This window comes from Telluria sp. RB2R28, from assembly GCF_059685835.1.
The window spans coordinates 370,087-391,746 of record NZ_JCASIK010000004.1 but is presented as its reverse complement, the minus strand read 5'-3'; the positions used below and the strand labels follow the sequence as shown (position 1 = coordinate 391,746).

17 protein-coding genes and 2 pseudogenes are annotated in these 21,660 nt (G+C 61.0%); 16 read left to right on the top strand and 3 right to left on the bottom strand.

The window, feature by feature from the left end:
* The first annotated feature begins 155 nt into the window (after nt 1-155).
* The 8 genes from AC56LV_RS17380 (at nt 156) to rng (ending at nt 7,239) form a co-directional block, all read left to right on the top strand.
* Nucleotides 156-881: a YebC/PmpR family DNA-binding transcriptional regulator gene (locus AC56LV_RS17380; RefSeq protein WP_183556443.1), complete on the top strand. Its 726-nt coding sequence runs from the start codon at nt 156-158 to the stop codon at nt 879-881.
* Nucleotides 882-894: 13 nt separating this feature from the next.
* Entirely contained in the window at nt 895-2,160 is a 1,266-nt protein-coding gene (gene purD / locus AC56LV_RS17375; RefSeq protein WP_183556442.1) for a phosphoribosylamine--glycine ligase, read from the top strand.
* A gap of 81 nt (nt 2,161-2,241) precedes the next feature.
* A complete protein-coding gene (gene hemF, locus AC56LV_RS17370; RefSeq protein WP_499559446.1) occupies nt 2,242-3,153 on the top strand; it encodes an oxygen-dependent coproporphyrinogen oxidase in 912 nt (303 codons plus the stop codon).
* Nucleotides 3,150-3,815, top strand: coding sequence for a nicotinate-nucleotide adenylyltransferase (locus AC56LV_RS17365; RefSeq protein ID WP_499559444.1), 666 nt, complete (start codon nt 3,150-3,152; stop codon nt 3,813-3,815). The genes hemF and AC56LV_RS17365 overlap by 4 nt, the downstream gene beginning before the upstream one ends.
* Nucleotides 3,815-4,543: a ribosome silencing factor gene (rsfS, locus tag AC56LV_RS17360; protein WP_183556439.1), complete on the top strand. Its 729-nt coding sequence runs from the start codon at nt 3,815-3,817 to the stop codon at nt 4,541-4,543. The genes AC56LV_RS17365 and rsfS overlap by 1 nt, the downstream gene beginning before the upstream one ends.
* 6 nt (nt 4,544-4,549) lie before the next feature.
* The gene (gene rlmH, locus AC56LV_RS17355) at nt 4,550-5,020 is read left to right on the top strand and encodes a 23S rRNA (pseudouridine(1915)-N(3))-methyltransferase RlmH (protein WP_183556438.1); all 471 of its coding nucleotides are present in this window, start codon (nt 4,550-4,552) and stop codon (nt 5,018-5,020) included.
* A 59-nt stretch (nt 5,021-5,079) separates the two neighbouring features.
* Nucleotides 5,080-5,697: a Maf family protein gene (locus AC56LV_RS17350; protein ID WP_499559442.1), complete on the top strand. Its 618-nt coding sequence runs from the start codon at nt 5,080-5,082 to the stop codon at nt 5,695-5,697.
* 78 nt (nt 5,698-5,775) lie between these two features.
* Nucleotides 5,776-7,239, top strand: coding sequence for a ribonuclease G (gene rng, locus AC56LV_RS17345; RefSeq protein WP_499559441.1), 1,464 nt, complete (start codon nt 5,776-5,778; stop codon nt 7,237-7,239).
* Nucleotides 7,240-7,465: 226 nt separating this feature from the next.
* Here the strand turns inward: rng and AC56LV_RS17340 are convergent.
* Nucleotides 7,466-8,575: pseudogene (locus AC56LV_RS17340) on the bottom strand (IS3 family transposase).
* Nucleotides 8,576-9,143: 568 nt separating this feature from the next.
* On the opposite strand from AC56LV_RS17340, the gene AC56LV_RS17335 reads away from it, so the two are divergent.
* The 7 genes and pseudogenes from AC56LV_RS17335 to AC56LV_RS17305 all read left to right on the top strand — a co-directional run bounded on the left by AC56LV_RS17335 (nt 9,144) and on the right by AC56LV_RS17305 (nt 17,089).
* A complete protein-coding gene (locus AC56LV_RS17335; RefSeq protein WP_499559439.1) occupies nt 9,144-10,592 on the top strand; it encodes a vanadium-dependent haloperoxidase in 1,449 nt (482 codons plus the stop codon).
* Between the two features lie 229 nt (nt 10,593-10,821).
* Nucleotides 10,822-10,956: pseudogene (locus AC56LV_RS17330) on the top strand (BPSL0067 family protein); the annotation flags it as partial.
* Nucleotides 10,957-10,959: 3 nt separating this feature from the next.
* The gene (locus tag AC56LV_RS17325) at nt 10,960-11,391 is read left to right on the top strand and encodes an STY0301 family protein (RefSeq protein ID WP_499559437.1); all 432 of its coding nucleotides are present in this window, start codon (nt 10,960-10,962) and stop codon (nt 11,389-11,391) included.
* A gap of 50 nt (nt 11,392-11,441) precedes the next feature.
* Nucleotides 11,442-12,062: an HD domain-containing protein gene (locus tag AC56LV_RS17320; protein ID WP_499559435.1), complete on the top strand. Its 621-nt coding sequence runs from the start codon at nt 11,442-11,444 to the stop codon at nt 12,060-12,062.
* Between the two features lie 272 nt (nt 12,063-12,334).
* Complete coding sequence (locus AC56LV_RS17315; protein ID WP_499559433.1) at nt 12,335-13,234, top strand: sensor histidine kinase; 900 nt, start codon at nt 12,335-12,337, stop codon at nt 13,232-13,234.
* Nucleotides 13,235-13,462: 228 nt separating this feature from the next.
* Nucleotides 13,463-15,874: a catalase gene (locus AC56LV_RS17310; protein WP_499559431.1), complete on the top strand. Its 2,412-nt coding sequence runs from the start codon at nt 13,463-13,465 to the stop codon at nt 15,872-15,874.
* Between the two features lie 264 nt (nt 15,875-16,138).
* Complete coding sequence (locus AC56LV_RS17305) at nt 16,139-17,089, top strand: zinc ribbon domain-containing protein (RefSeq protein ID WP_499559429.1); 951 nt, start codon at nt 16,139-16,141, stop codon at nt 17,087-17,089.
* On the opposite strand, the gene AC56LV_RS17300 is transcribed toward AC56LV_RS17305, so the two are convergent.
* The gene (locus AC56LV_RS17300; protein WP_499559427.1) at nt 17,086-17,322 is read right to left on the bottom strand and encodes a hypothetical protein; all 237 of its coding nucleotides are present in this window, start codon (nt 17,320-17,322) and stop codon (nt 17,086-17,088) included. The genes AC56LV_RS17305 and AC56LV_RS17300 overlap by 4 nt on opposite strands.
* A 196-nt stretch (nt 17,323-17,518) precedes the next feature.
* Between AC56LV_RS17300 and AC56LV_RS17295 the strand changes: the two genes are divergently transcribed.
* The gene (locus tag AC56LV_RS17295; RefSeq protein WP_499559426.1) at nt 17,519-19,771 is read left to right on the top strand and encodes a family 1 glycosylhydrolase; all 2,253 of its coding nucleotides are present in this window, start codon (nt 17,519-17,521) and stop codon (nt 19,769-19,771) included.
* A gap of 148 nt (nt 19,772-19,919) precedes the next feature.
* On the opposite strand, the gene msbA is transcribed toward AC56LV_RS17295, so the two are convergent.
* Nucleotides 19,920-21,653 carry a lipid A export permease/ATP-binding protein MsbA gene (gene msbA / locus AC56LV_RS17290; protein WP_499559424.1) on the bottom strand — a complete coding sequence of 578 codons (1,734 nt, stop codon included), beginning with the start codon at nt 21,651-21,653 and terminating at the stop codon, nt 19,920-19,922.
* Nucleotides 21,654-21,660 lie beyond the last annotated feature (7 nt).

The following is a 21,660-nucleotide window of genomic DNA, read 5'->3' as shown; positions in this document are numbered from 1 at the left end:
TATTCGTGCTCGCCGCCGGCGAACGCACTGGCGCGCAAGACTGTTGTTTCCATGCCGATTCGCGCCCCCGGCTTGATGGCCCTTGGACCTTTTTGCAAGGGGGCGCTATGCTAGAATGTCGGCCACTCTTGCATACCGTCTAAGGAATTCTCGACATGGCTGGACACAGCAAATGGGCCAATATCAAGCACAAAAAGGCCGCAACTGACGCCAAGCGCGGCAAGATCTGGACGCGCCTGATCAAGGAAATCACCGTCGCCGCGCGCATGGGCGGCAGCGACATCCCGTCCAATCCGCGCCTGCGCCTGGCAGTCGAGAAGGCGGCCGATGCGAACATGCCGAAAGATAACGTCACGCGCGCCATCCAGCGCGGTTCGGGCGAGCTCGAAGGCGTGAACTACGAAGAAGTGCGCTACGAAGGCTATGGCATCGGCGGCGCGGCGATCATCGTCGAATGCCTGACCGACAACCGCGTGCGGACCGTGGCCGAAGTGCGCCACGCGTTCAGCAAGAACGGCGGCAATATGGGCACCGAAGGTTCGGTCGCGTTCATGTTCCAGCACACAGGCCAGTTCCTGTTCGCACCGGGCGTCGACGAAGACAAGCTGATGGAAGCGGCGCTCGAAGCCGGCGCCGACGATGTCGCGGCCGACGACGAAGGCGGCTTCGAAGTGCTGTGCGATCCGCACGCCTTCGCGTCGGTGAAAGAAGCGCTCGAAGCGGCCGGCTTCAAGGCCGAAGTGGCCGAAGTCATCATGAAACCCGCCACCGAAACGGTGTTCACGGGCGACGACGCGATCAAGATGCAAAAGCTGCTCGATGCACTGGAAAACCTGGACGACGTCCAGGAAGTGTTCACCAACGCCGTGATCGACGAATAACCTGGTAGGCAATATGAAAATTCTCGTAGTCGGCTCGGGCGGCCGCGAACACGCTCTGGCGTGGAAACTGGCCCAATCGGAACGCGTGCAAACGGTCTTCGTCGCTCCCGGCAACGGCGGCACCGAGCTCGACACGCGCCTGGTGACGGTCGACCTGCACGAGCCGCAGGCGCTGGCCGACTTCGTCGTGGCCGAACACATCGCGCTGACGCTGGTCGGCCCCGAAGTACCGCTGGCCGCCGGCATCGTCAACCTGTTCCGCTCGCGCGGCCTGAAGATCTTCGGCCCCACCCGCGAAGCCGCGCAGCTCGAGAGCTCGAAGGATTTCGCCAAGTCGTTCATGCAGCGTCACGGCATCCCGACCGCGAAGTACGAAACCTTCTCGGACGCTGCTGCCGCCCACGCCTACATCGACGCCAACGGCGCCCCGATCGTCATCAAGGCTGACGGCCTGGCGGCCGGCAAGGGCGTCGTCGTGGCCATGACGCTGGAAGAAGCACACGGCGCCGTTGACCACATGCTGGCCGATAACGCCTTTGGCGACGCCGGTGCGCGCATCGTCATCGAAGAATTCCTGGCCGGCGAAGAAGCCAGCTTCATCGTCATGTGCGACGGCAAAAACGTGCTGGCACTGGCCACGAGCCAAGACCACAAGCGCCTGAAAGACCACGACCAGGGCCCGAACACGGGCGGCATGGGCGCGTACTCGCCGGCGCCGATCGTGACGCCATCGATGCATGCACGCGTGATGCGCGAAATCATCAACCCGACCATCCAGGGCATGGCGCGCGACGGCATTCCGTTCACGGGCTTCCTGTACGCCGGCCTGATGATCGATGCCGACGGCAATCCGCGCACACTGGAATTCAATTGCCGCATGGGCGACCCGGAAACCCAGCCGATCATGGCGCGCCTGAAAAGCGACTTCGCCACCGTGCTCGAACACGCCTGCAACGGCACGCTCGACACGGTCGAACTCGAATGGGACCGCCGCACCGCCGTGGGCGTCGTGATGGCCGCCGCCGGCTATCCCGACAGTCCGCGCAAGGGCGACGTGATTGACGGCATCCCGCCGGAAGCGCCGGAATGCGTCACCTTCCACGCCGGCACGCGCGTCGTGGGCGGCACGCTGCAAGCCAGTGGCGGCCGCGTGCTATGCGTCGTGGGTCTGGGCGACAGCGTCAAGATGGCGCAGAAGCGCGCCTACGAAACGGTCGAGAAGATCCACTTCAATGGCGCGCAGTACCGGCGCGACATCGGCTGGCGCGGCATTAAATAAGCACCACCGTCACAACGAGTGACCACCACGTGCGCAGGTGTACAATCTGCGCTCTTTTCATTTCCCGACCGCGATCGTTCCATGCCATCCCTTCATAGCGCAGCCATCAAGGCCTGGTTGCTCGACCTCCAGGCGCGTATTGTCCAGGACCTCGAACAGGTCGATGGCAAGCCATTCCTGCGCGACGCGTGGGAACGGCCCGAAGGCGGCGGCGGCATTTCGCGCCTGATCGAAGAAGGCAATGTATTCGAGCGCGGCGGCGTGAACTTCTCGCACGTGATGGGCGCCGCCCTGCCCCCGTCGGCCAGCGCCGTACGCCCTGAACTGGCGGGCCGCGCCTGGGAAGCAATGGGCGTGTCGCTGGTGCTGCATCCGCGCAATCCGTATGCGCCGACGGTGCACATGAACGTGCGGTTTTTCGAAGCGACCGCAGCCGGCGAAGAGCCGGTCTGGTGGTTCGGCGGCGGCATGGACCTCACGCCGTACTACGGCGACGAAGCCGACGCGCGCCACTTCCACCAGAGCTGCCACGACGCGCTGGCGCCGTTTGGCCCAACGCTGCATCCGCGCTTCAAGAACTGGTGCGACGAGTATTTTTATCTGAAGCACCGCAAGGAAGCGCGCGGCGTGGGCGGCATCTTTTTCGATGACCTGAACGAACTGGGGTTCGAGCAGTCGTGCGCGCTGATGCAAAGCGTCGGCAACAGCCTCACTACTGCCTACCTGCCGATCCTGGCGCGCCACAAGGACCGCCCGTACGGCGAGCGCGAGCGCGATTTCCAGGCCTACCGGCGCGGCCGCTATGTCGAGTTCAACCTGGTGTGGGACCGCGGCACGCTGTTCGGCCTGCAGTCGGGCGGGCGCACCGAGGCGATCCTGATGTCGATGCCACCGATCGTGAAGTGGCGCTACGACTGGCACCCCGAGCCGGGCAGCCCGGAAGCGCGCCTGGCGACCGACTTTTTGCCGCACCGGGACTGGCTCGCGCCGTGACGGCCTGCATCGCCGTGCTGGGCGGCAGCTTCGATCCGGTGCACCGGGGCCACGTCGCGCTGGGCCAATTGTTTTGCGGCTTGCTGCAGGCGGACGAATTGCGCATCCTGCCGGCCGGCCGGCCCTGGCAAAAGAATGGCATGGAAGCCGGTGACGCGCATCGCATCGCGATGCTCGAACTGGCGTTCAGGCCACTGAACAACGACCAGTTGCACGTCGTGTTCGACCTGCAGGAAATTGAACGCACGACACCAACCTACACGGTCGAGACCCTGCGCGCGCTGCGCCGGGAACTCGGCCCGCAGGCATCGATCGTATTCCTGATGGGCGCTGACCAGCTGCGCAATCTGGATACCTGGAATGAATGGCGCGAACTGTTCGCGCTGGCCAACCTGGGTGTGGCCACGCGCCCGGGGTACGACCTGGCGCAAGAAACCTTGCCGCCACCGGTGGCACAAGAATTGTCGACGCGCCTTGCGACGCCCGACACCGTGCGCGCAAGCAGCCACGGAAAAGTTTGCCTCGCACCGACGCTGGACGTCGACATTTCGTCAAGCCGCATTCGTGCGGCCTTGCACGCGGGCCTCGAAGCGGACGCAAACGCGCTCGCGATGGCGCAAGTGCTAGACTATATTCAACAACATAACCTGTACAAAAACTAATGGATCTCAAGAAACTTCAAACCCTCGTCGTTGACGCCTTGGAAGATGTCAAGGGCCAGGACATCGTCATGTTCGACACGACGCACCTGACCAGCTTGTTCGACCGCATCGCCGTCGTCTCGGGCACCTCGAATCGCCAGACCAAGTCGCTGGCCGCATCGGTGCGCGACAAGGTCAAGGCTGCCGGCGGCGACGTCATCGGCATGGAAGGCGAGGACACCGGTGAATGGGTGCTGGTCGACCTGGGCGACATCATCGTCCACATCATGCAGCCGGCCATTCGCCAGTACTATCGTCTCGAAGAAATCTGGGGCGAAAAGCCGGTCAAGCTGGGCGCCGCCAAGCGCAAGTCGACCGCCGAAGGCGCAGAAGCCGACGAAGCCAAGCCAAAGTCGAAGCACCTTGCCGCCAACCAGGACAAGGTCGAGGCCAAGCCGGTCAACGAACGCAAACCGGCCGCCAAGCGCGCCGCCACGGTCGCCAAGACCATCGCTGCCGAAGGTCCTGCTGCTGCCAAGAAGCCGGCTGCCAAGAAGGTTGCCGCCAAGGCCGTCCCAACCGGCAAGACCGTGAAGGTCAACCCGAGCAAGACCGAGACCGCCGCTGTTGAAGCGACCAAGGCCAAGCCGCCGAAGCGCGCCGTGAAAGCTGCCGCGCCGAAAGAAGCGCCAGCGGTCGAAGCGCCGGCCAAGAAAGTAATCCGTCGTATCAAGAAGGATGCCGAGTAAGCGTTCATGCAACTGATCATTGCCGCGGTCGGTCACAAGATGCCGGCCTGGATCGAGTCGGGTTTCACCGAGTACACGAAGCGCATGCCGCCCGAGCTGCGCATCGTGCTCAAGGAAATCAAGCCGGTCGAACGGTCGGGCAGCAAGACCGCTGCCACGGCGATGGCGCTCGAACGCGAGCGCATCGAAGCGGTCTTGCCCAAGGGCGTACGCATCATCGCGCTCGACGAGCGCGGCCGCGACCTGACGAGCGTCGGCCTGTCGCAGCAGCTGGAAACCTGGCAACGCGACGGGCGCGACACCGCGTTCCTGATCGGTGGCGCCGATGGCCTCGATCCCGAGCTCAAGGCGCGCGCCGAGGGCCTGATCCGTATTTCCAGCATGACGCTGCCGCACGGTATGGTGCGGGTGATGCTGGCCGAGCAGCTGTATCGTGCCTGGTCGATCACCCAGAACCACCCTTACCACCGGGTCTGAATTTTGCTTGTTCAGTAATTCTTTACCTGCCTGACTGCTTTGCCAGATCGTCCGAGTCGATGAGAAATAACCAGAACAAGATTTACCTCGCTTCGAAAAGCCCGCGCCGACGCGAATTGCTGCGCCAGATCGGCGTCGACTTCGAGCTGATGCTGCTGCGCAGTGATCCGGCCCGTGCGGTGGACATCAGCGAAGACGTGCTGGCGAATGAAGACGTGCACCATTATGTTGCGCGCGTTGCCAAGGAAAAAGGCGCGTTTGCCTTCAACCTGCTGCTGCAACGGCGCCAGCCGCTGCGCCCCGTACTCACGGCCGACACCACCGTCACGATCGATGGCGAGATTCTCGGCAAGCCGGCGGATAACCGAGAGGCGATCGCCATGCTCGAGCGCCTGTCGGGCCGCACGCACCAGGTGCTGACCTCGGTTGCCGTGCACGCCGAACGCGTGGCCGAGCAGGTCACGCAGGTATCGAACGTGCGCTTTGCGAAGCTCACCCCGGAACAGATCCGCGCCTATTGCGCCACGCCCGAACCGTACGACAAGGCCGGCGGCTACGGCATCCAGGGTCCGGCGGCGCTGTTCATCGAGCACATCGAAGGCAGCCACTCCGGCATCATGGGCCTGCCCCTGTTCGAGACCGCCAGTTTGCTACGCAAGGCGGGCCTGACGGTCTGAATTGATCGCCTTCCCGCCCCGGCGATGCCCCGTGAGCGTGTATCATGATCACCCTGAACAATACGTGCGGCTGGGTCCATGAACGAAGATATTCTCATCAACATCACGCCGCAGGAAACACGCGTCGCGCTGGTCTTGCAAGGCGCGGTGCAGGAACTGCACATCGAGCGCACGCTCACGCGTGGGTTGGCGGGAAATGTCTATCTGGGCAAGGTCGTGCGCGTGCTGCCAGGCATGCAGTCGGCCTTCATCGACATCGGCCTGGAGCGCGCCGCGTTCCTGCATGTGGCCGATATCTGGGAAGCGCGCAGCCACGACGGCGCCAACGTTCCCCCGACCGCGATTGAAAAGCTGCTGTTCGACGGCCAGGTACTGACCGTCCAGGTCATCAAGGATCCGATCGGCACCAAGGGTGCACGCCTGTCGACCCAGATTTCCATCGCCGGCCGCATGCTGGTCTACCTGCCGCAAGACCAGCACATCGGCATCTCGCAAAAAATCGAAAAGGAAAGCGAGCGCGAACGCCTGCGCACGCGCCTGCAAAACTTGCTGCCGCCCGACGAAAAAGGCGGCTACATCGTGCGCACGATGGCCGAAGAAGCGCCGGACGACGATCTGGCTGCCGACGTCGACTACCTGCGCAAGACCTGGGGCGCCATCAATCAGGGCGCCCGCACCCGGCCGCCGACCACCCTGCTCTATCAAGACCTCTCGCTGGCCCAGCGCGTGCTGCGCGACTTCGTGCACGACGAAACCGCCACCATCCAGGTCGACTCGCGCGAGAACTACCTGAAACTCGTCGAATTCGCGCAGGTCTACACGCCGAGCGTGCTGTCGCGCATGGCGCACTACACGGGCGAGCGGCCGCTGTTCGACCTGTATGGCGTCGAAGAAGAAATCCTGCGCGCACTCGGGCGCCGCGTCGATTTGAAGTCCGGCGGCTACCTGATCGTCGACCAGACCGAGGCCATGACGACCATCGACGTCAACACGGGCGGCTACGTCGGCGGGCGCAATTTCGCCGATACCATCTTCAAGACGAATCTGGAATCGGCGCACGCCATCGCGCGCCAGCTGCGCCTGCGCAACCTGGGCGGTATCATCATCCTCGACTTCATCGACATGGAGAACAACGAGCACCGCAACCAGGTGCTCGCCGAGCTGAAGAAAACACTGGCGCGCGACCGCACCAAGGTCTCCGTGAGCAACTTCTCGGCGCTGGGCCTGGTCGAAATGACGCGCAAGCGCACGCGCGAATCGCTGGCCCACATCCTGTGCGAACCCTGCCCGGCCTGCTCGGGCAAGGGCCAAGTGAAAACCAGCCGCACGATCTGCTATGAAATCTTGCGCGAACTGCTGCGCGAAGCCAAGCAGTTCAACCCGCGCGAGTTCCGCATCGTCGCTTCACAGGAAGTGATCGATTTGTTCCTGGAAGAAGAATCGCAGCACCTGGCCATGCTGGGCGACTTCATCGGCAAGCGCATTTCGCTGCAGGTCGAGAAGGGGTATCACCAGGAACAGTACGATGTGATTTTGATGTAGCCAAATAACCTTTAAGAATCAATCATTTTAGATTGCATTTCTGCATTATATAAACGTAGCTATACAGCTAGCCACGCGGAAAATCGGAGCTTTCAGTAGACAATTCGACGCCTCCACCTGATTAAAACAGATCAGCTATCATAATCCGAGTTTTTCTACGAAGCCGGCACCTTTGTACTCGTCATATGGTAATCCCCCCATTTTTAGAGCACGCTAAAAGTAGAGGTTAAGCGGCGAGCACCAGTTTCTGTTTTAGCGTAATTCCACCGAGCGCCACGTTGGGCCGGTCGTGATTGTAGGTCCCCAACCAGTTGGTGACAAATTCCTGGATTTCGTCGAGCGTCTCGAACAAGTGATAGGCGAGCCAGTCGTAACGAACCGTCATGTTGTAGCGCTCAACGTAGGCATTCTGTTGGGCTAGCCGGGCTGGATGGAATCGATGCGGATGCCGCGTTTTTGCAGCCCATGCCAAGATCACTGCGCGGATGTATTCAGGCCCGTTGTTGCATCGAACGGACCCCGGCTTGCCGAGCTATTCGATGATTCTGTCGAGTGACCGGATCACCCGCTCGGGCGACAGCGAGAAATCGACCTCGATCCCCAAGCCCTCGCGGTTGAAGTCATCCCCTCGTGGTTGAAGTCATCAATCACATTGAACAAATGGATGCTGCGCCCATCGGCAAGCTGGCCATGCATGAAGTCCATCGACCAGCCCTGATAGATCGCACTCGGCACTGCCAACGGCAGCGGTTTCTCCCGCGCCAGACGATGACACGGTTTGATCCGCAGGTTCAGTTCTATTTCGCATTTGCTTCTGTAGACACGCTTGTGGCGTATTTGAATCCTCTCACGTTGCGCAGGCTACATGACGCACAGGCCAAAGCCTCAGTTGCGCCGGTTGTTCGTCAGCCGTACCAGCCAGTCGGCAATGAAGTTGTTTTCCGCGTCCAGCTTCGCTTTGTATCGGTAGCAGGTCTGGCTAGTGCCAAATGCCTGGCACGCCAGCTTGACCGTGGCTGACCGCTCCAACACGGCCCACTGCGCCATCTCCCGCCGTTTGAGATGGCGCTACCATTTTTTTGTGAGTGCCTCCGCGACGATCTCGGCCTTGAGGCGCTCCTCGACATACATCGTCTTGAGGCGACGGTTTTCCTCTTCTAGCTCCTTCGTGCGTGCCATCAGCGATGGCATCCATCCCGCCGAATTTGGAGGGCCACTTGTAGAACGTAGCGTTGCTGATGCCATGCTCGCGGTACAGCTCTGATACAGGGCTGCCGGCTTCGGCTTGCTTGAGAATGGCGACGATCTGGCTGTCGGTAAAGCGGGAGGTCTTCATGCAGAGCTTTCTGTGTGTCAAGTAGAAAAGTCTATTTCTGATCGCGCTCTTTTCTGGGGGGACTACCGGAAGTCAGCTAGGCAAATCGCTCATCGAAAACGCTTACCGAGCGGCAGGATTGCTAGTCAGCGGTGAGATCAACTGCCGACTACATATCAGCGGCGCAATTTTACTTATACCGCGCAGAGAGACGACAGCGTCTGCATTGGCTGGCAAAGAGGTTCCACGATTTGTAAACTTACGGAGAAGTGGTAACAATCGCGGATGCTCCTTTGACTAGAAACAGAGAAAGTAGATGATTTTACGCAATAGTGTCGCAGAATTGCTCCATCCATCGCGTAAATACAGGATTAATTGGACAACTGAGAATAACAAACTTAGTCTTAATCCTGCGGTTACCCGCAACAGACCTCTATTTCCCTTATGAAAAATCGATTGGCCTTGGAGAATAAATTGATCGCGGCAGCCTCTTTAGGGTTACCGATAAGGTGAAAGCTGGTTAGATGAACTGCGGGCGAGGTGATCGATAATTTTTCCTTCACAAGTGCAATTCACCCTAGGAGATGTCATGACTGAGCCAGTACTATATTGGAATAACATAGCCCTTGAGGCAAATCGCCGCGATCACAGCGGTCAGATGAAAGCAGTCCACCACGGAGGACCCACACGCAGCGCACGAGCGTTAGCAATAGCTCATATCGCAATGCATGATGCGTGCGTAAGATACTACAGTAACCCGTCATACCAGCCATGGTTAGAAACTGTGGATCTACCCGACAGTGCTACTAAAGCTCACGAAGAAGTGATAATGGCTATCTCCGGCGCTGCTTATATGGCGTTGAAAAAAATGTATCCTTCCCATACAGATCTTTTCGATGCAAATTTATTAGCCATGTCTACCGGGATTGACGAATCCATGGCCAATAAGGAAGCGCTCGCGTTTGGAAAGAGTGTAGGCGAGCGTGTATTCGAAAAGCGAAAAAGCGACATGAATAATCCGATCCCCAGTCTTTCAGATGAAATTTATAATGGAAACCACAAGGACGATCCGTTTAATTCTCCTCAACCTTTAGTGGGAAAAGACTTCGGCAGAACAGATCATTTCGCGCTGAAAAAACGTACCGCTCTTGATGTCCCACCTGGATACAAACAGGTCCAAGAGCCAAATCTGGCATATACATTGGATACATCAGCCTCAACTTACTCGGACTATATTTCACACTTCAGACAAGTGAAAGAGAAAGGCAGGCGAGACAATAATGAGCGAAAAATCGACGAGAAATTGATAGGATTATACTGGGCCTACGACGGAGTCAATGAAATAGGGACGCCACCTAGGCTGTATAATCAGATTGCTGTAGAAATTTTAAGTAAAAAGGTAACAGAGATTGAAACTACAAAAAGAACGGTCCATCTGGCCCGATGGTTAATGTTAATTAACGTTGCGATGGCAGATGCAGCAACAGAAGCATGGTTTCATAAGTTTAACTATAATGTCTGGCGTCCAGTCGTAGGCATTAGAGAGCACGGAGAAGAGCTTTCTTCGCTGGCCAGATCAAGGCTTAACGTCGACCCAGATGCTGATCCTTTTTGGGAACCTCTTGGAGCTCCAAACTCGAATAGCATTGGCAAAGACTTTACGCCCCCGTTTCCAGCCTATCCGTCTGGGCATGCCACCTTTGGCGCAGCGGCATTCGAAATGATTAGGCTTATTCATGGCTTTAAGTCAGGCGAAATGGACAATGTTGGGTTTGATTACGTTTCTGATGAGCTAAACGGTCAATCAAAAGACTCCTCAGGTACTGTGCGCCCAAGGCATAATCGCAGATTTGACAGCATGATAGAGGCCATGTATTGGAATGGCATCAGCCGCGTTTATCTAGGAGTGCATTGGAGGTTTGATGCAACAACCGCTGAAAAACCGTCGGAGCTATTGAACCTCGAAAATCAAACTGGAGGCATCCCGCTAGGTCGCAATATTGCAGCAGACGTTTTTACTAATCTTGGACAAATCTGATTATCAAAAGACTGACGGCGCGATTCGACTGCGTATCCTTGCGAGTTGAGTCGCGCACCGAAATTCGACATCTGGCTTTAAGCTGTGACTGACTAACGATAATGGTGAATTTCACTAGCCAGCGTCACTCCGCATACTGAATCTCTACATACTAACCTTTATCAACGGAAAATCTGCGAATCAGTCTCGTGGCAACCATACTGCCTTTATATAGGGGCAATTATCTGACGGCATTTACGTAATAGATCAGTGGCGCCCGAAGGCTGCGATCGACAAGCGCCTTATCCGTAGAAAAGGGAAAGATAGCAATGGCAACTTTATCGACCCTTCCAACAATGCCGATGCATTTTTCGTGATCGGGTAAACCATGAAAATCCATTGTGCAGTCGCGGCCCTAGCTATCGTCTCGGCCCACTTCGTGGCCCATGCGGCGCCACAAAACTTTGTGTGCCCCCAATCGATACCAAAAGCATCTCTTCACCCGGTCGCGCCTGATCAGGATTGGACACCGTTTGTCTCTTCACCGCTGTACTTGAGCAGCGCTGCGCCGGCTGATGGTCCGCCGGAACGTCTCGGCGTGCTTCGTGAACGCGACGCCACAAAAACCAAAACAGGGTGGAGACGGACATACGCACTGGATGGTCAGTACCCTGACGGTAAATGGCTCAGGTGCGACTACGGTGTGTTCGGCGAGGTGTCGTTGGCGAAACGGCTGCCTGATGAGATCACTACATGCACAGTGACAGGCACGAAAGGCGCCCATGCCGGAGAGACTCAGGTCGATGTCAGATGTCGATAGCGTCGCGCACTTCCCAGGAACAACGTGTTTAACTGACGTTTTCGCCATTGATGCCCGATCAAGATAACCTGACGCACTGGCAAGCAACCTGGGCATCCCTGAACCTGGCCCCGCCCGCCGGCTTGTGCGAGCAATTGCTGCGCGCATGGGACGACCCCCAGCGCCACTACCACACGCTGCAACACCTCACGGAATGCCTGACACTGTTCGACACGTTGCGGGCACAAGCCGAACAGCCTGCCGACATCGAGCTGGCCCTGTGGTTCCACGACGCTATCTACGACGTGCAGGGCCACGACAACGAAGCACGCTCGGCGCACTGGGCTGTCCAGGCCCTGGCGGCTGGCGGCGTCGATACGGCCCGCTGCCAGCGCGTGCATGACCTGATCATGGCCACCTGCCACACCGCCCTGCCCGCCTCGCCGGATCAGGCTTTGCTGGTCGACATCGACCTGGCCATCCTGGGTGCACCCGCCGCACGCTTTGCCGGGTACACGCGCCAGATCGCGGCCGAATATGCGTGGGTGCCGCCAGAGGTCTACGCGGTCAAGCGCCGCGCCGTGCTGCAGGGCTTTCTCGACCGCGAACAGATTTACACGACGCCCGCCGTCGCGCAACGCCTGGAGCAGCACGCCAGAAACAATCTGGCCAAGGCCATTTTGTCGCTCTGAACAACGATCCATCAACAGGCAGCAAGATTGATCCAGATCGATTGCAGCCTGCTTGACGAACGCGCCTGCAAACCTATTGAGATTCAGTCCATCCAAGTTGCATGGTGCGCCGTTGCTCCCACCCGCGAACAAACACGCAGCCAACATGCGCGCGTGATTTTGCGTGCGTTCCCATCGGTTCCGCTTGACTTGCGTCAGCAAAATACTTAGCGTCTCACAACAGGCAGCAGGAAACTCATCCCTTTTTCGCGCGTGAACCACAGGTGATTGCCATGCGAACCCGACTCCGCAATCGTCACAGCAAAGCACCGGACCAACTGCGCGATGCATTGGCACCGTCGCGCTATGCCGATGTGGTTGCCGATGACGGACTCGAAGCGTCCATGCGACAGCTGACCGAAGGGCAAATGCTCGTCAACCAGGCGCTGGTCGAAAAGATCATCGCCTGCCAGCATTCCGAAGCATCGTTACGCGCATCCGAGCAGCAACTGCACTCGTTACTGGCCCACCAGCGCGCCAGCAGTGAGGCCGAGCGCAAGCGGATCTCGCGCGAGATCCACGATTGCCTTGGCCAGAACCTGCTGGCATTGCGGCTCGACATCGTCACCCTGCACCAGCAAACGAACGACCACCATGGCCGCCTGCATGACTGGGTAAGCGCGGCGCTGGGCAATGTCGATGAGACGCTGCGCACCGTCAAGCACCTGCTGAGCGAACTACGGCCTGCCGGCCTCGAGCTGGGCGTCGTGGCCACGCTGGAAATCGAGGCGCGCAAGTTCACCCGTGCGAGTGGCATAGCCTGCGACGTGCAGGCTGACGGGCGTCTCGACGATCTGCAGATCGACGAAGACATCCTGATGAGCTTACACCGCGTGTTGCGCGAGTCGCTCGACAATGTGTGTCGTCATTCGCTTGCCAGCCGGGTTCAGCTGCACCTGGTCAGCGTGGACGGCATGCTCGAACTGGGCATCAGCGACAACGGCGTCGGGTTCAACCCGCAGGCGCCACGCAAGTCCGGCAGCTTTGGCCTGGCGACGCAGCAGGAACAAGTGGCTGCGCATGGCGGCACGCTGGTCATCGACAGTGCCCACACGCAAGGCGCGCGCCTCGTCGTGCGCCTGCCACTGATGGCGCAGCAAGCGGGTTTGAAGCGAGTTGATCGGCTAACGTAGGAGCCTGCTGACACCTTGTTGCGATGCTGCACTGCCCCGCGATACACATCAATGCCGTACGACTATCTTGTTTATTTTAGAGCAAACCAACGATTGAAAATCCTGATCGATATCATAGGAATAATTAAATACTGATCTTCCTGTGTGTGTGTGACCTCACAGTGGAGGTTTGACGTGCTGCGCTATGTTATTGGGAGTTAATTATCTCTACAACAAACAAGGAACAGCATGCCAACATCAAAGCACCCCAGCTCATTCGATGGCGCCGGATCGGTCCTGAGCACGGTAGCCGGTCCATCCGATGCCAAGCCGCCACAAAGCCTTGGCGTCAGCAACCCGATCGCGGATCGTTTGCTCGATAAAATCCCTGCAGAGCAAGAGCTCGCAGCGGCACGTCCCTTCAATGCCAACAAGGCTGGCGAGTATGGCGACGCGTCGCGTACGCCAGCAGTCGGCGAAAGCTTCAAGCCATCGACCCACGCCGCCACCGGCAGCACGTCGAGCGAAATCGTTGCCAATGACAAGGTCGGCGACGGCAATCCGCCAAAAGGCGAAAACGCCACCGTCGATCCGCTCGACCGCGTGCGCGTCGACCCGGCGGACCGTCACCTGACGACCAACCAGGGCGTCCCGGTCTCGGACAACCAGCATTCGCTGAAGGCCGGCCTGCGTGGTCCGACCCTGCTCGAAGACTTCGTCCTGCGCGAAAAGATCAGTCACTTCGACCATGAGCGCATCCCTGAGCGCGTCGTGCACGCACGCGGCTCGGCTGCGCACGGTTATTTCGAGTCCTACGACAACTTCAGCGCGCTGACCCGCGCCATCCCGTTCGCCAAGAAGAGCAAGCGCACGCCAGTGTTCCTGCGCTTCTCGACCGTGGCCGGCGAACGTGGTTCGACCGACACCGCACGCGACGTGCGCGGTTTCGCGGTCAAGTTCTATACCGAAGAAGGCAACTGGGATCTGGTGGGTAACAACATCCCGGTGTTCTTCATCCAGGACGCCATGAAGTTCCCTGACCTGGTGCACGCTGCCAAGCCGGAACCGCATCACGCGATGCCGCAGGCGGCCACTGCCCATGACACGTTCTGGGACTTCGCCTCGCTGTCGCCGGAAATTGCGCACATGCTGATGTGGACGATGTCGGACCGCGCCATCCCGCGCAGCTACCGCACGATGCAGGGTTTTGGCGTGCACACGTTCCGCCTGATCAACGCACAGGGCGAAGCGCGCTTCGTGAAATTCCACTGGACGCCAATGCAGGGTACACACTCGCTGGTGTGGGACGAAGCTGTCCGCATCTCGGGCGCCGATCCTGACTTCCACCGCCGCGACCTGTGGGAAGCGATTGAAGCGGGCAATTTCCCTGAATGGGAACTGGGTCTGCAGATCTTTACCGAAGAACAGGCTGCCAGCTTCGCCTTCGACGTGCTCGATTCGACCAAGCTGATTCCGGAAGAGCTGGTGCCACTGACCCCAGTTGGCAAGATGGTGCTGGACCGCAATCCGGACAACTTCTTTGCCGAAACCGAGCAAGTCGCGTTCTGCACGTCGCACGTCGTGCCGGGCATCGACTTCTCGAACGATCCGCTGCTGCAAGGCCGTAATTTCTCGTACCAGGATACCCAGCTGACCCGTCTGGGCGGCCCGAACTTCCACGAGATCCCGATCAACTCGCCGATCGTCCAGATCCAGAACAACCAGCGCGACGGTTTCCATCGCCAGGCCATCAACCGCGGCCGCGTGAACTACGAACCGAATTCGCTGGGCGGCGGTGTGCCATACCAGGCTGGTCCTGCAGGCTTCACCAGCTTCCCGGAGACCATCGCAGCGGACAAAGTGCGCGGCAATCCGGAACTGTTTGCTGACCACTATTCGCAGGCACGCCTGTTCTGGCAGAGCCAGAGCTCGGCCGAGAAGAACCACATCGTCAACGCATTCCGTTTCGAGCTGACCCGCGTGCAGACGCCGGCAGTGCGCGAGCGTGTGCTGGCGCTGCTGGCCAACGTCGATGACGTGCTGGTGTCCCGCGTGGCCGAAGGTCTGGGTATGGACGTGCCGGCACCGCTGCCACTGGCGACTGATGCGCCGATTCCAACCTATCCGCCATCGCCAGCGCTGTCGCTGCTGAGCCGTCCGGGCGTCACCGGCATCAAGGGCCGCCGCGTCGCGGTGCTGATCGCGTCGGGCGTCGATGACAAGGCAGTCAAGGGCCAGTATGGCAGCCTGCTCAAGGATGGCGCCGTGCCACGCATGGTCGGCAATATGCTGGGCAAGGTCAAGGCGCTTGACGGCGACCCGATCGACGTCGAGATCTCGGTCGAAGCTGGTCCATCGGTCATGTACGACGCAGTGATCGTGCCGGACGGCGACCAGGCAGTGGCCACGCTGGCCAAGAACGCACAGGTGCTGGAATTCCTGCGCGAGCAATACCGTCACGGCAAGCCGATCCTCGTGTTCGGCGCCGGTTCGGACCTGCTGACCAAGGCCATGATCCCGACCACGCTGCCGGATGGTTCGGATGATCCGGGCCTGATCATGGGTGATGCAGCCAATGCCGATGCGGCCCTGGCAGCGTTCAAGACGGCACTGGCCGGCTTCCGCGTGTTTGCCCGCGAAACCGATCCGCCGTCGGTGTAAGTCAGCCCAGCCCGCTTGTCAGCGATCACCCCTGTGATTGCCGACAGGCGGGATAGGCAAAAAATTTAGTAAGAAGTAAGAAAAAAGACACCGGCTGGTGTCTTTTTTTTTGCTCGCTCCACCATCACAGTGGGAGACTGCATGGACGGCCGCCAGTATTGATGCGTGGAATTGGGTGAGACTTCCGCAGGGCCACGATCGCTATAATCGTGCTGCGGCATTGCAGGGCGCAGCGTTGCGCCCCCACTTTCAGGAAAGTCTCTCATGTTCTGTTCTCATTGCGGCGCCCCGATGGCACCGGATGCTGCTGCGTGCGCAGTCTGCGGCAAGTCGGCGGCCGTCCTCGCAGCGTCGGCAGTCAACCTCGACAAAACATCGCTTCGCGGCGCCAGCGGTGAGATTCCCGATGGCGTGAAAGGCTGGAGCTGGGGCGCATTTTTCCTGAACTGGATCTGGGCCATCGGCAACCGCTCCTGGATCGGCCTGCTGGCACTGGTGCCGTACGTGGGCTGGATCATGGCATTCTGGCTGGGATTCAAGGGCCGCGAAATGGCCTGGAAAAACAAGCAGTGGGACAGCCTCGAGCACTTCAACCGCGTCCAGCGTAAGTGGTCGCAATGGGGTGTCGGCCTCACGGTGGTCGCAGTGATCATCGGTGTCCTGGCGGCCATCGCCGCCCCTGCATATCAGGACTACACGACACGAGAGCGCGACGAGCAGCGCGCTGCCGCCCAGGCCGCAGATGCCGCGCCGCTTGCTGGTGGCAGCGTCCTCGACAGCAATGCCGACAACCTGCCGGCGTCGCTGCGCACGGTGGCCGGCCTGCTGGAACGCAAGACCGGCGCTAATGATGCCGGCATGCTGCTGCTCGATGGCCAGGCGCTGTTCACGGGCGAAGATGCGCGTTGGCAGTTCCCGCTGCGCAGCTTCAAGCTTTCCGGCGGCAAGGAAGCCATCCTGGTCGCCAGTAGCGGCGGACGCGGCAACAGTTGCGAGACGCTGTTCTACTTTTTGCTCGCCGATGCATCCGGCGTCACACCCACGCCGCTGTTCGGCACCTGCGCTGCACAAGGCAGTATCGCCCAGCGTGGCGACACCATCACCATCAAGCTGCCGGACGTAAACCGCGCCTCGACGATCGTGTTCGAGAACGGCATCGTGCGCGCCGACGGCCAGGTCGTGAGCCTGACCGGCATGAACGATCCATCGCGCTAACTGCGCCGCTTTTTCCAGTTGTAATCGGCGCCTGTGACGTCCACGCCGGGATGGCCCACGACGTCCGGATGCTCCGAGCACATGGTGATGAAGCGTATGCCTTCGCCGTCACGCTGGCGCTTGCGCAGTGCCTCCATGAACCCCATTGCCGGGACCATGTCAGCCGTGTCGAAGCCCTGCGCGTGCGCGTGTGTGGCCGCGCCGTCCACCACTGTCCAGTAGACCATGTACATGGGATTTCCTCCTGCGTTGTGAAGAAACACATTGTCGCTTGAATGGATCTACTCTGCAGAATTGCCACGCTACCCAAAAAACCATCGGCAGAAGGTAGGACTGGTCCGAAAAACGCCCACTATGTGAACCACTTAACATAGTGACTGCCCGGTGACCGTTAGTCTATTGTCATGTTCACTACGCAGGTAAGCCTTCATGACTCTTCGCACCGATTCCCAGCCCGACCTCGCCCTGTGGGGCGGGCTCGAATGCACGGTTAACCGCGTACGCGACGACTATTTCAGCCAGATGGACCGCAACGGCCATGCTGGCCGCCTGCAAGATATTGAACGCTTTGCATCGCTCGGCATCCAGGCGATCCGTTACCCGGTGCTGTGGGAGCGCACGGCGCCTGACGGCATCGACAAGGCCGACTGGTCATGGGCCGACGAACGGCTGCCGGCGCTGCGCGACCTCGGAGTCAACCCGATTGTCGGCCTGATCCACCACGGCAGCGGCCCCCGTCACACGAGCCTCGTCGATCCCGCCTTCCCCGACCAGCTGGCCGAGTACGCCGGCGCCGTGGCTGCCCGCTATCCGTGGGTCGAGCACTACACGCCCGTCAACGAGATCTGCACCACCGCGCGCTTCTCGGGTCTGGCCGGTGTCTGGTACCCGCATGGCGGCGACGAAGCCACGTTCATCCGCGCGCTGCTGATCCAGTGCCGTGCGACGGTGCTGTCGATGCGCGCAATCCGCGCCGTCAATCCGCGCGCAAAACTGGTCCAGACCGACGACCTGTCCAAGACCTACGGCACGCCCGAGATGCAGGACATCGCGAACTATTTCAACGAGCGCCGCTGGCTGGCCTGGGACCTGCTGTGCGGGATGGTCGACACGGGCCACAAGCTGTGGGACTACCTGCTCGACTCGGGCGCCACGGCCGATGAATTGCGCTGGTTCCGCGACAACCCGTGCCCGCCTGACGTGATCGGCGTGAACTATTACGTCACCAGCGAGCGCTGGCTTGACCATCGCCCTGAACGCTATCCCGAAAGCCACCGCCACATGTACCGGGGCGTGGCCCACGCCGACATCGAGGCGCCGCGCGCGCTGGCCACGCCCACGCCCGGCATCGCCCCGCTGTTGATGGAAACCTGGGAACGCTACGGCTTGCCGATCGCGATTACCGAAGCGCACATCGACGCCAACCGCGAAGACCAGTTGCGCTGGCTCGTCGAAATCTGGAACGCCGCCCTCAAGGCGCGCCAGCAGGGCGCCGACATCCGCGCGGTCACGGTCTGGGCGCTGCTGGGCTCGTTCGACTGGAACAGCCTGGTGACCGCTTGCCACGGCTACTACGAGCCGGGCCCGTTCGACGTACGTTCGCCCACGCCCCGCCCTACCGCGCTGGCAACCCTGATGCGCGAACTGGCCAGCAAGCGCGCGCTGTCCAATCCCGTCCTGCAGGGCGAAGGCTGGTGGCGCCGGCCGGGCCGCTTCTGGTGCAAACCCGTCGCCACCCGCACGGCAGTGGCCGACATCGCCGTACGCAGCCAGTTCAAGTCGGCGCCCGTGCAACCGATCCTGATCACGGGCGCGACCGGCACGCTTGGCGCGGCCTTCAAGCGCATCTGCGAGGCGCGCAACCTGGCCTGCCACGCACTCACACGGCAAGAAATGGACATTACCGATCCGGCCTCGGTCGACGCGGCGATCGTGCGTTTCAAGCCGTGGGCGATCATCAATGCGGGCGGCTTCGTGCGCGTTGACGAGGCCGAAACCGACAGCGAGCGCTGCATGCGTGAAAACACGCTGGGCCCGACGGTGCTGGCGCTGGCCTGCATGCGCCACGCGCTGCGCTTCATGACGTTCTCGAGTGATCTCGTGTTCGACGGCGCCAAGGGCGCGCCGTATGTCGAATCCGATGCGACCAATCCGCTGGGCGTCTACGGACGCAGCAAGCTGGACGCCGAAGCCCGCGTGCTCGATGCCGATCCGCAGGCACTCGTGATCCGCACCAGCGCGTTCTTCGGCCCGTGGGACCGGCACAACTTCGTGACCCAGGCGCTGGGCGCGCTGGCCAATGGCGAGCCGTTCCAGGCCGCGAACGACATGATCGTCTCGCCAACCTATGTGCCGGACCTGGTGAAGGTGGCGCTCGACCTCATGATCGACCGCGAGCGCGGCATCTGGCACCTGACCAACGGCGACGCCGTGAGCTGGGCCGAACTGGCGCGGCGCGCCTGCGCGGCAGCGGGCATGTCAGCCGATGGCTTGCAGGAGGTCACGGCCGAAGCCGTGGCTTATCCGGCGCAGCGGCCGGCATTCAGCGCGCTGGGCAGCGAACGAGCGCGGCTGCTGCCGTCGCTGGACGATGCGCTGCGGCGGTATGCGCATGCGGTGCAGGAAGCTGCCGGCGGCGCGGGGATCCGGCAGGCCGGAGAAGCGGCGCATTACGCGCGTTGAGGATGTCGGCTTGATGCCGCTGCCAACCATCACCGCGTGGACGGCGTAGGGTGGACGGGTCCCCCGTCCACGCGGCGATCGTTACCGGTGCCGCTTTCGTGCCGGATGATCTGGCTGCCAACCATCACCGCGTGGACGGCGTAGCAGGCTAGACTGCCTGTTTCTTCTCGGCCGTGAACTGCAGATAGTACAGATTCGCGTACATGCCCTTCATGGCCAGCAGCTCGTCGTGCGTGCCCTGCTCCACGATGCGCCCTGCTTCCATTACCACGATGCGGTCGGCCCGCTCGACCGTCGACAGGCGGTGCGCGATCACGATCGTCGTGCGCCCGGCCATCAGCGTGTCGAGGGCCGACTGCACCGCGCGTTCGCTCTCGTTGTCCAGCGCCGACGTGGCTTCATCCAGGATCAAGAGCGGCGCATCCTTGTAGATCGCGCGCGCGATCGCCACGCGCTGGCGCTGGCCGCCCGACAGGCGCGAACCGTTTTCGCCGATGCGCGTGTCGATGCCGTCCGGCAGGCGCGCCACGACGTCCGTCAGGTGCGCCGCGCGGATCGCGCCAGCCAGGCGTTCTTGGTCGATGTGCTCGGCCCCGTAGGCGATGTTGGCGGCCAGCGTGTCGTCGAACAGCACGACGTTCTGGCTCACCATCGCCAGCTGGCTGCGCAGCGACGCCAGCTTGATGTCGGTATACGGCACGCCATCGAGCAGCACGCGCCCTACTTGCGGATCATAAAAACGCGTGACCAGGTTCACGAACGTCGACTTGCCACCGCCCGAGACGCCCACCAGCGCCACGGTCTGCCCCGGCAACACCTCGAGCGAGACATCGTCGAGCGCGGGACCGGCTGCATTCGGGTACTGGAACGCGACCCGTTCGAACACCAGGTGGCCGTTGGCGCGGCCCAGTTCACGGCTGCCGGTATCGACTTCCGGCTCGGCGTCGATGATGCCGAATACCGTCTCGGCGGCCGACATCCCGCGCTGCATCGGGCCATTTACTTCGGCCAGCGACTTGAGCGGCGTGAGCAGCATCAGCATCATGGTGACGAACTGCGTGAATTCGCCGACCGTCATGTCGGCCTGCATCGCCAGCACGACCACCAGCGACAGCGCCAGCGAAGTCGCGATCTGGGTCACCGGCGTGGTGGCGGCAAAGGCCACCGTCATGCGCTGCGAAAAACCGCGCAGCGCGACACTGCGCTGCTGAAAGCGGCGGCGCTCGTAGACTTCACCGGCGAACACGCGGATCACCTGGTGGCCGCGCGCGGCTTCTTCGACCACGCCGGTCATCTCGGCGGTCACGCGCTGGCTTTCGCGGTTCAGGTTGCGCAGGCGCTTGGTGGTCGTGCGCACGATGACGGCGGTCAGCGGAATCACGACGATGGCGATCAGCGTGAGCTGCCAGTTCAGGTAAAGCAGGCTGCCCAATAGGCCGATCACGACCAGCACGTCACGCACGCAGGCGACGAACACCGACTGGATCATGTCGACCACCTGGCGCACGTCGTTGACGACCGTGTTGATGATCTTGCCGGTGCTCTCGTCCTGGTAGCGCGCGACCGGCAGGCGCAGCACGCGCTCGAAGGCCATCGCGCGCATGTCGTTGAGCACGCGCGAGAGCACCCAGTTGTTGAAGTAGGCGGTGCCGAAGGTGCCAATCCCGCGCAGCACGAAGATCGATACCAGCACGGCGGGAATCAGCCACAGGCTGAACGAGATGCGCTCTTCGAAGCCGCGGTCGAACAGCAGCTGCATCGCCTTGGCCAGCAGCGGCTGCGTCGCGGCGGTGATCGCCATCGACAGCAGCGCCAGCGCCGCGCGCGATTTGTACGGTTTGACGAGCGCCAGCAGGCGTTTGACGATGACGTTGGTTTCCACGTTGTAG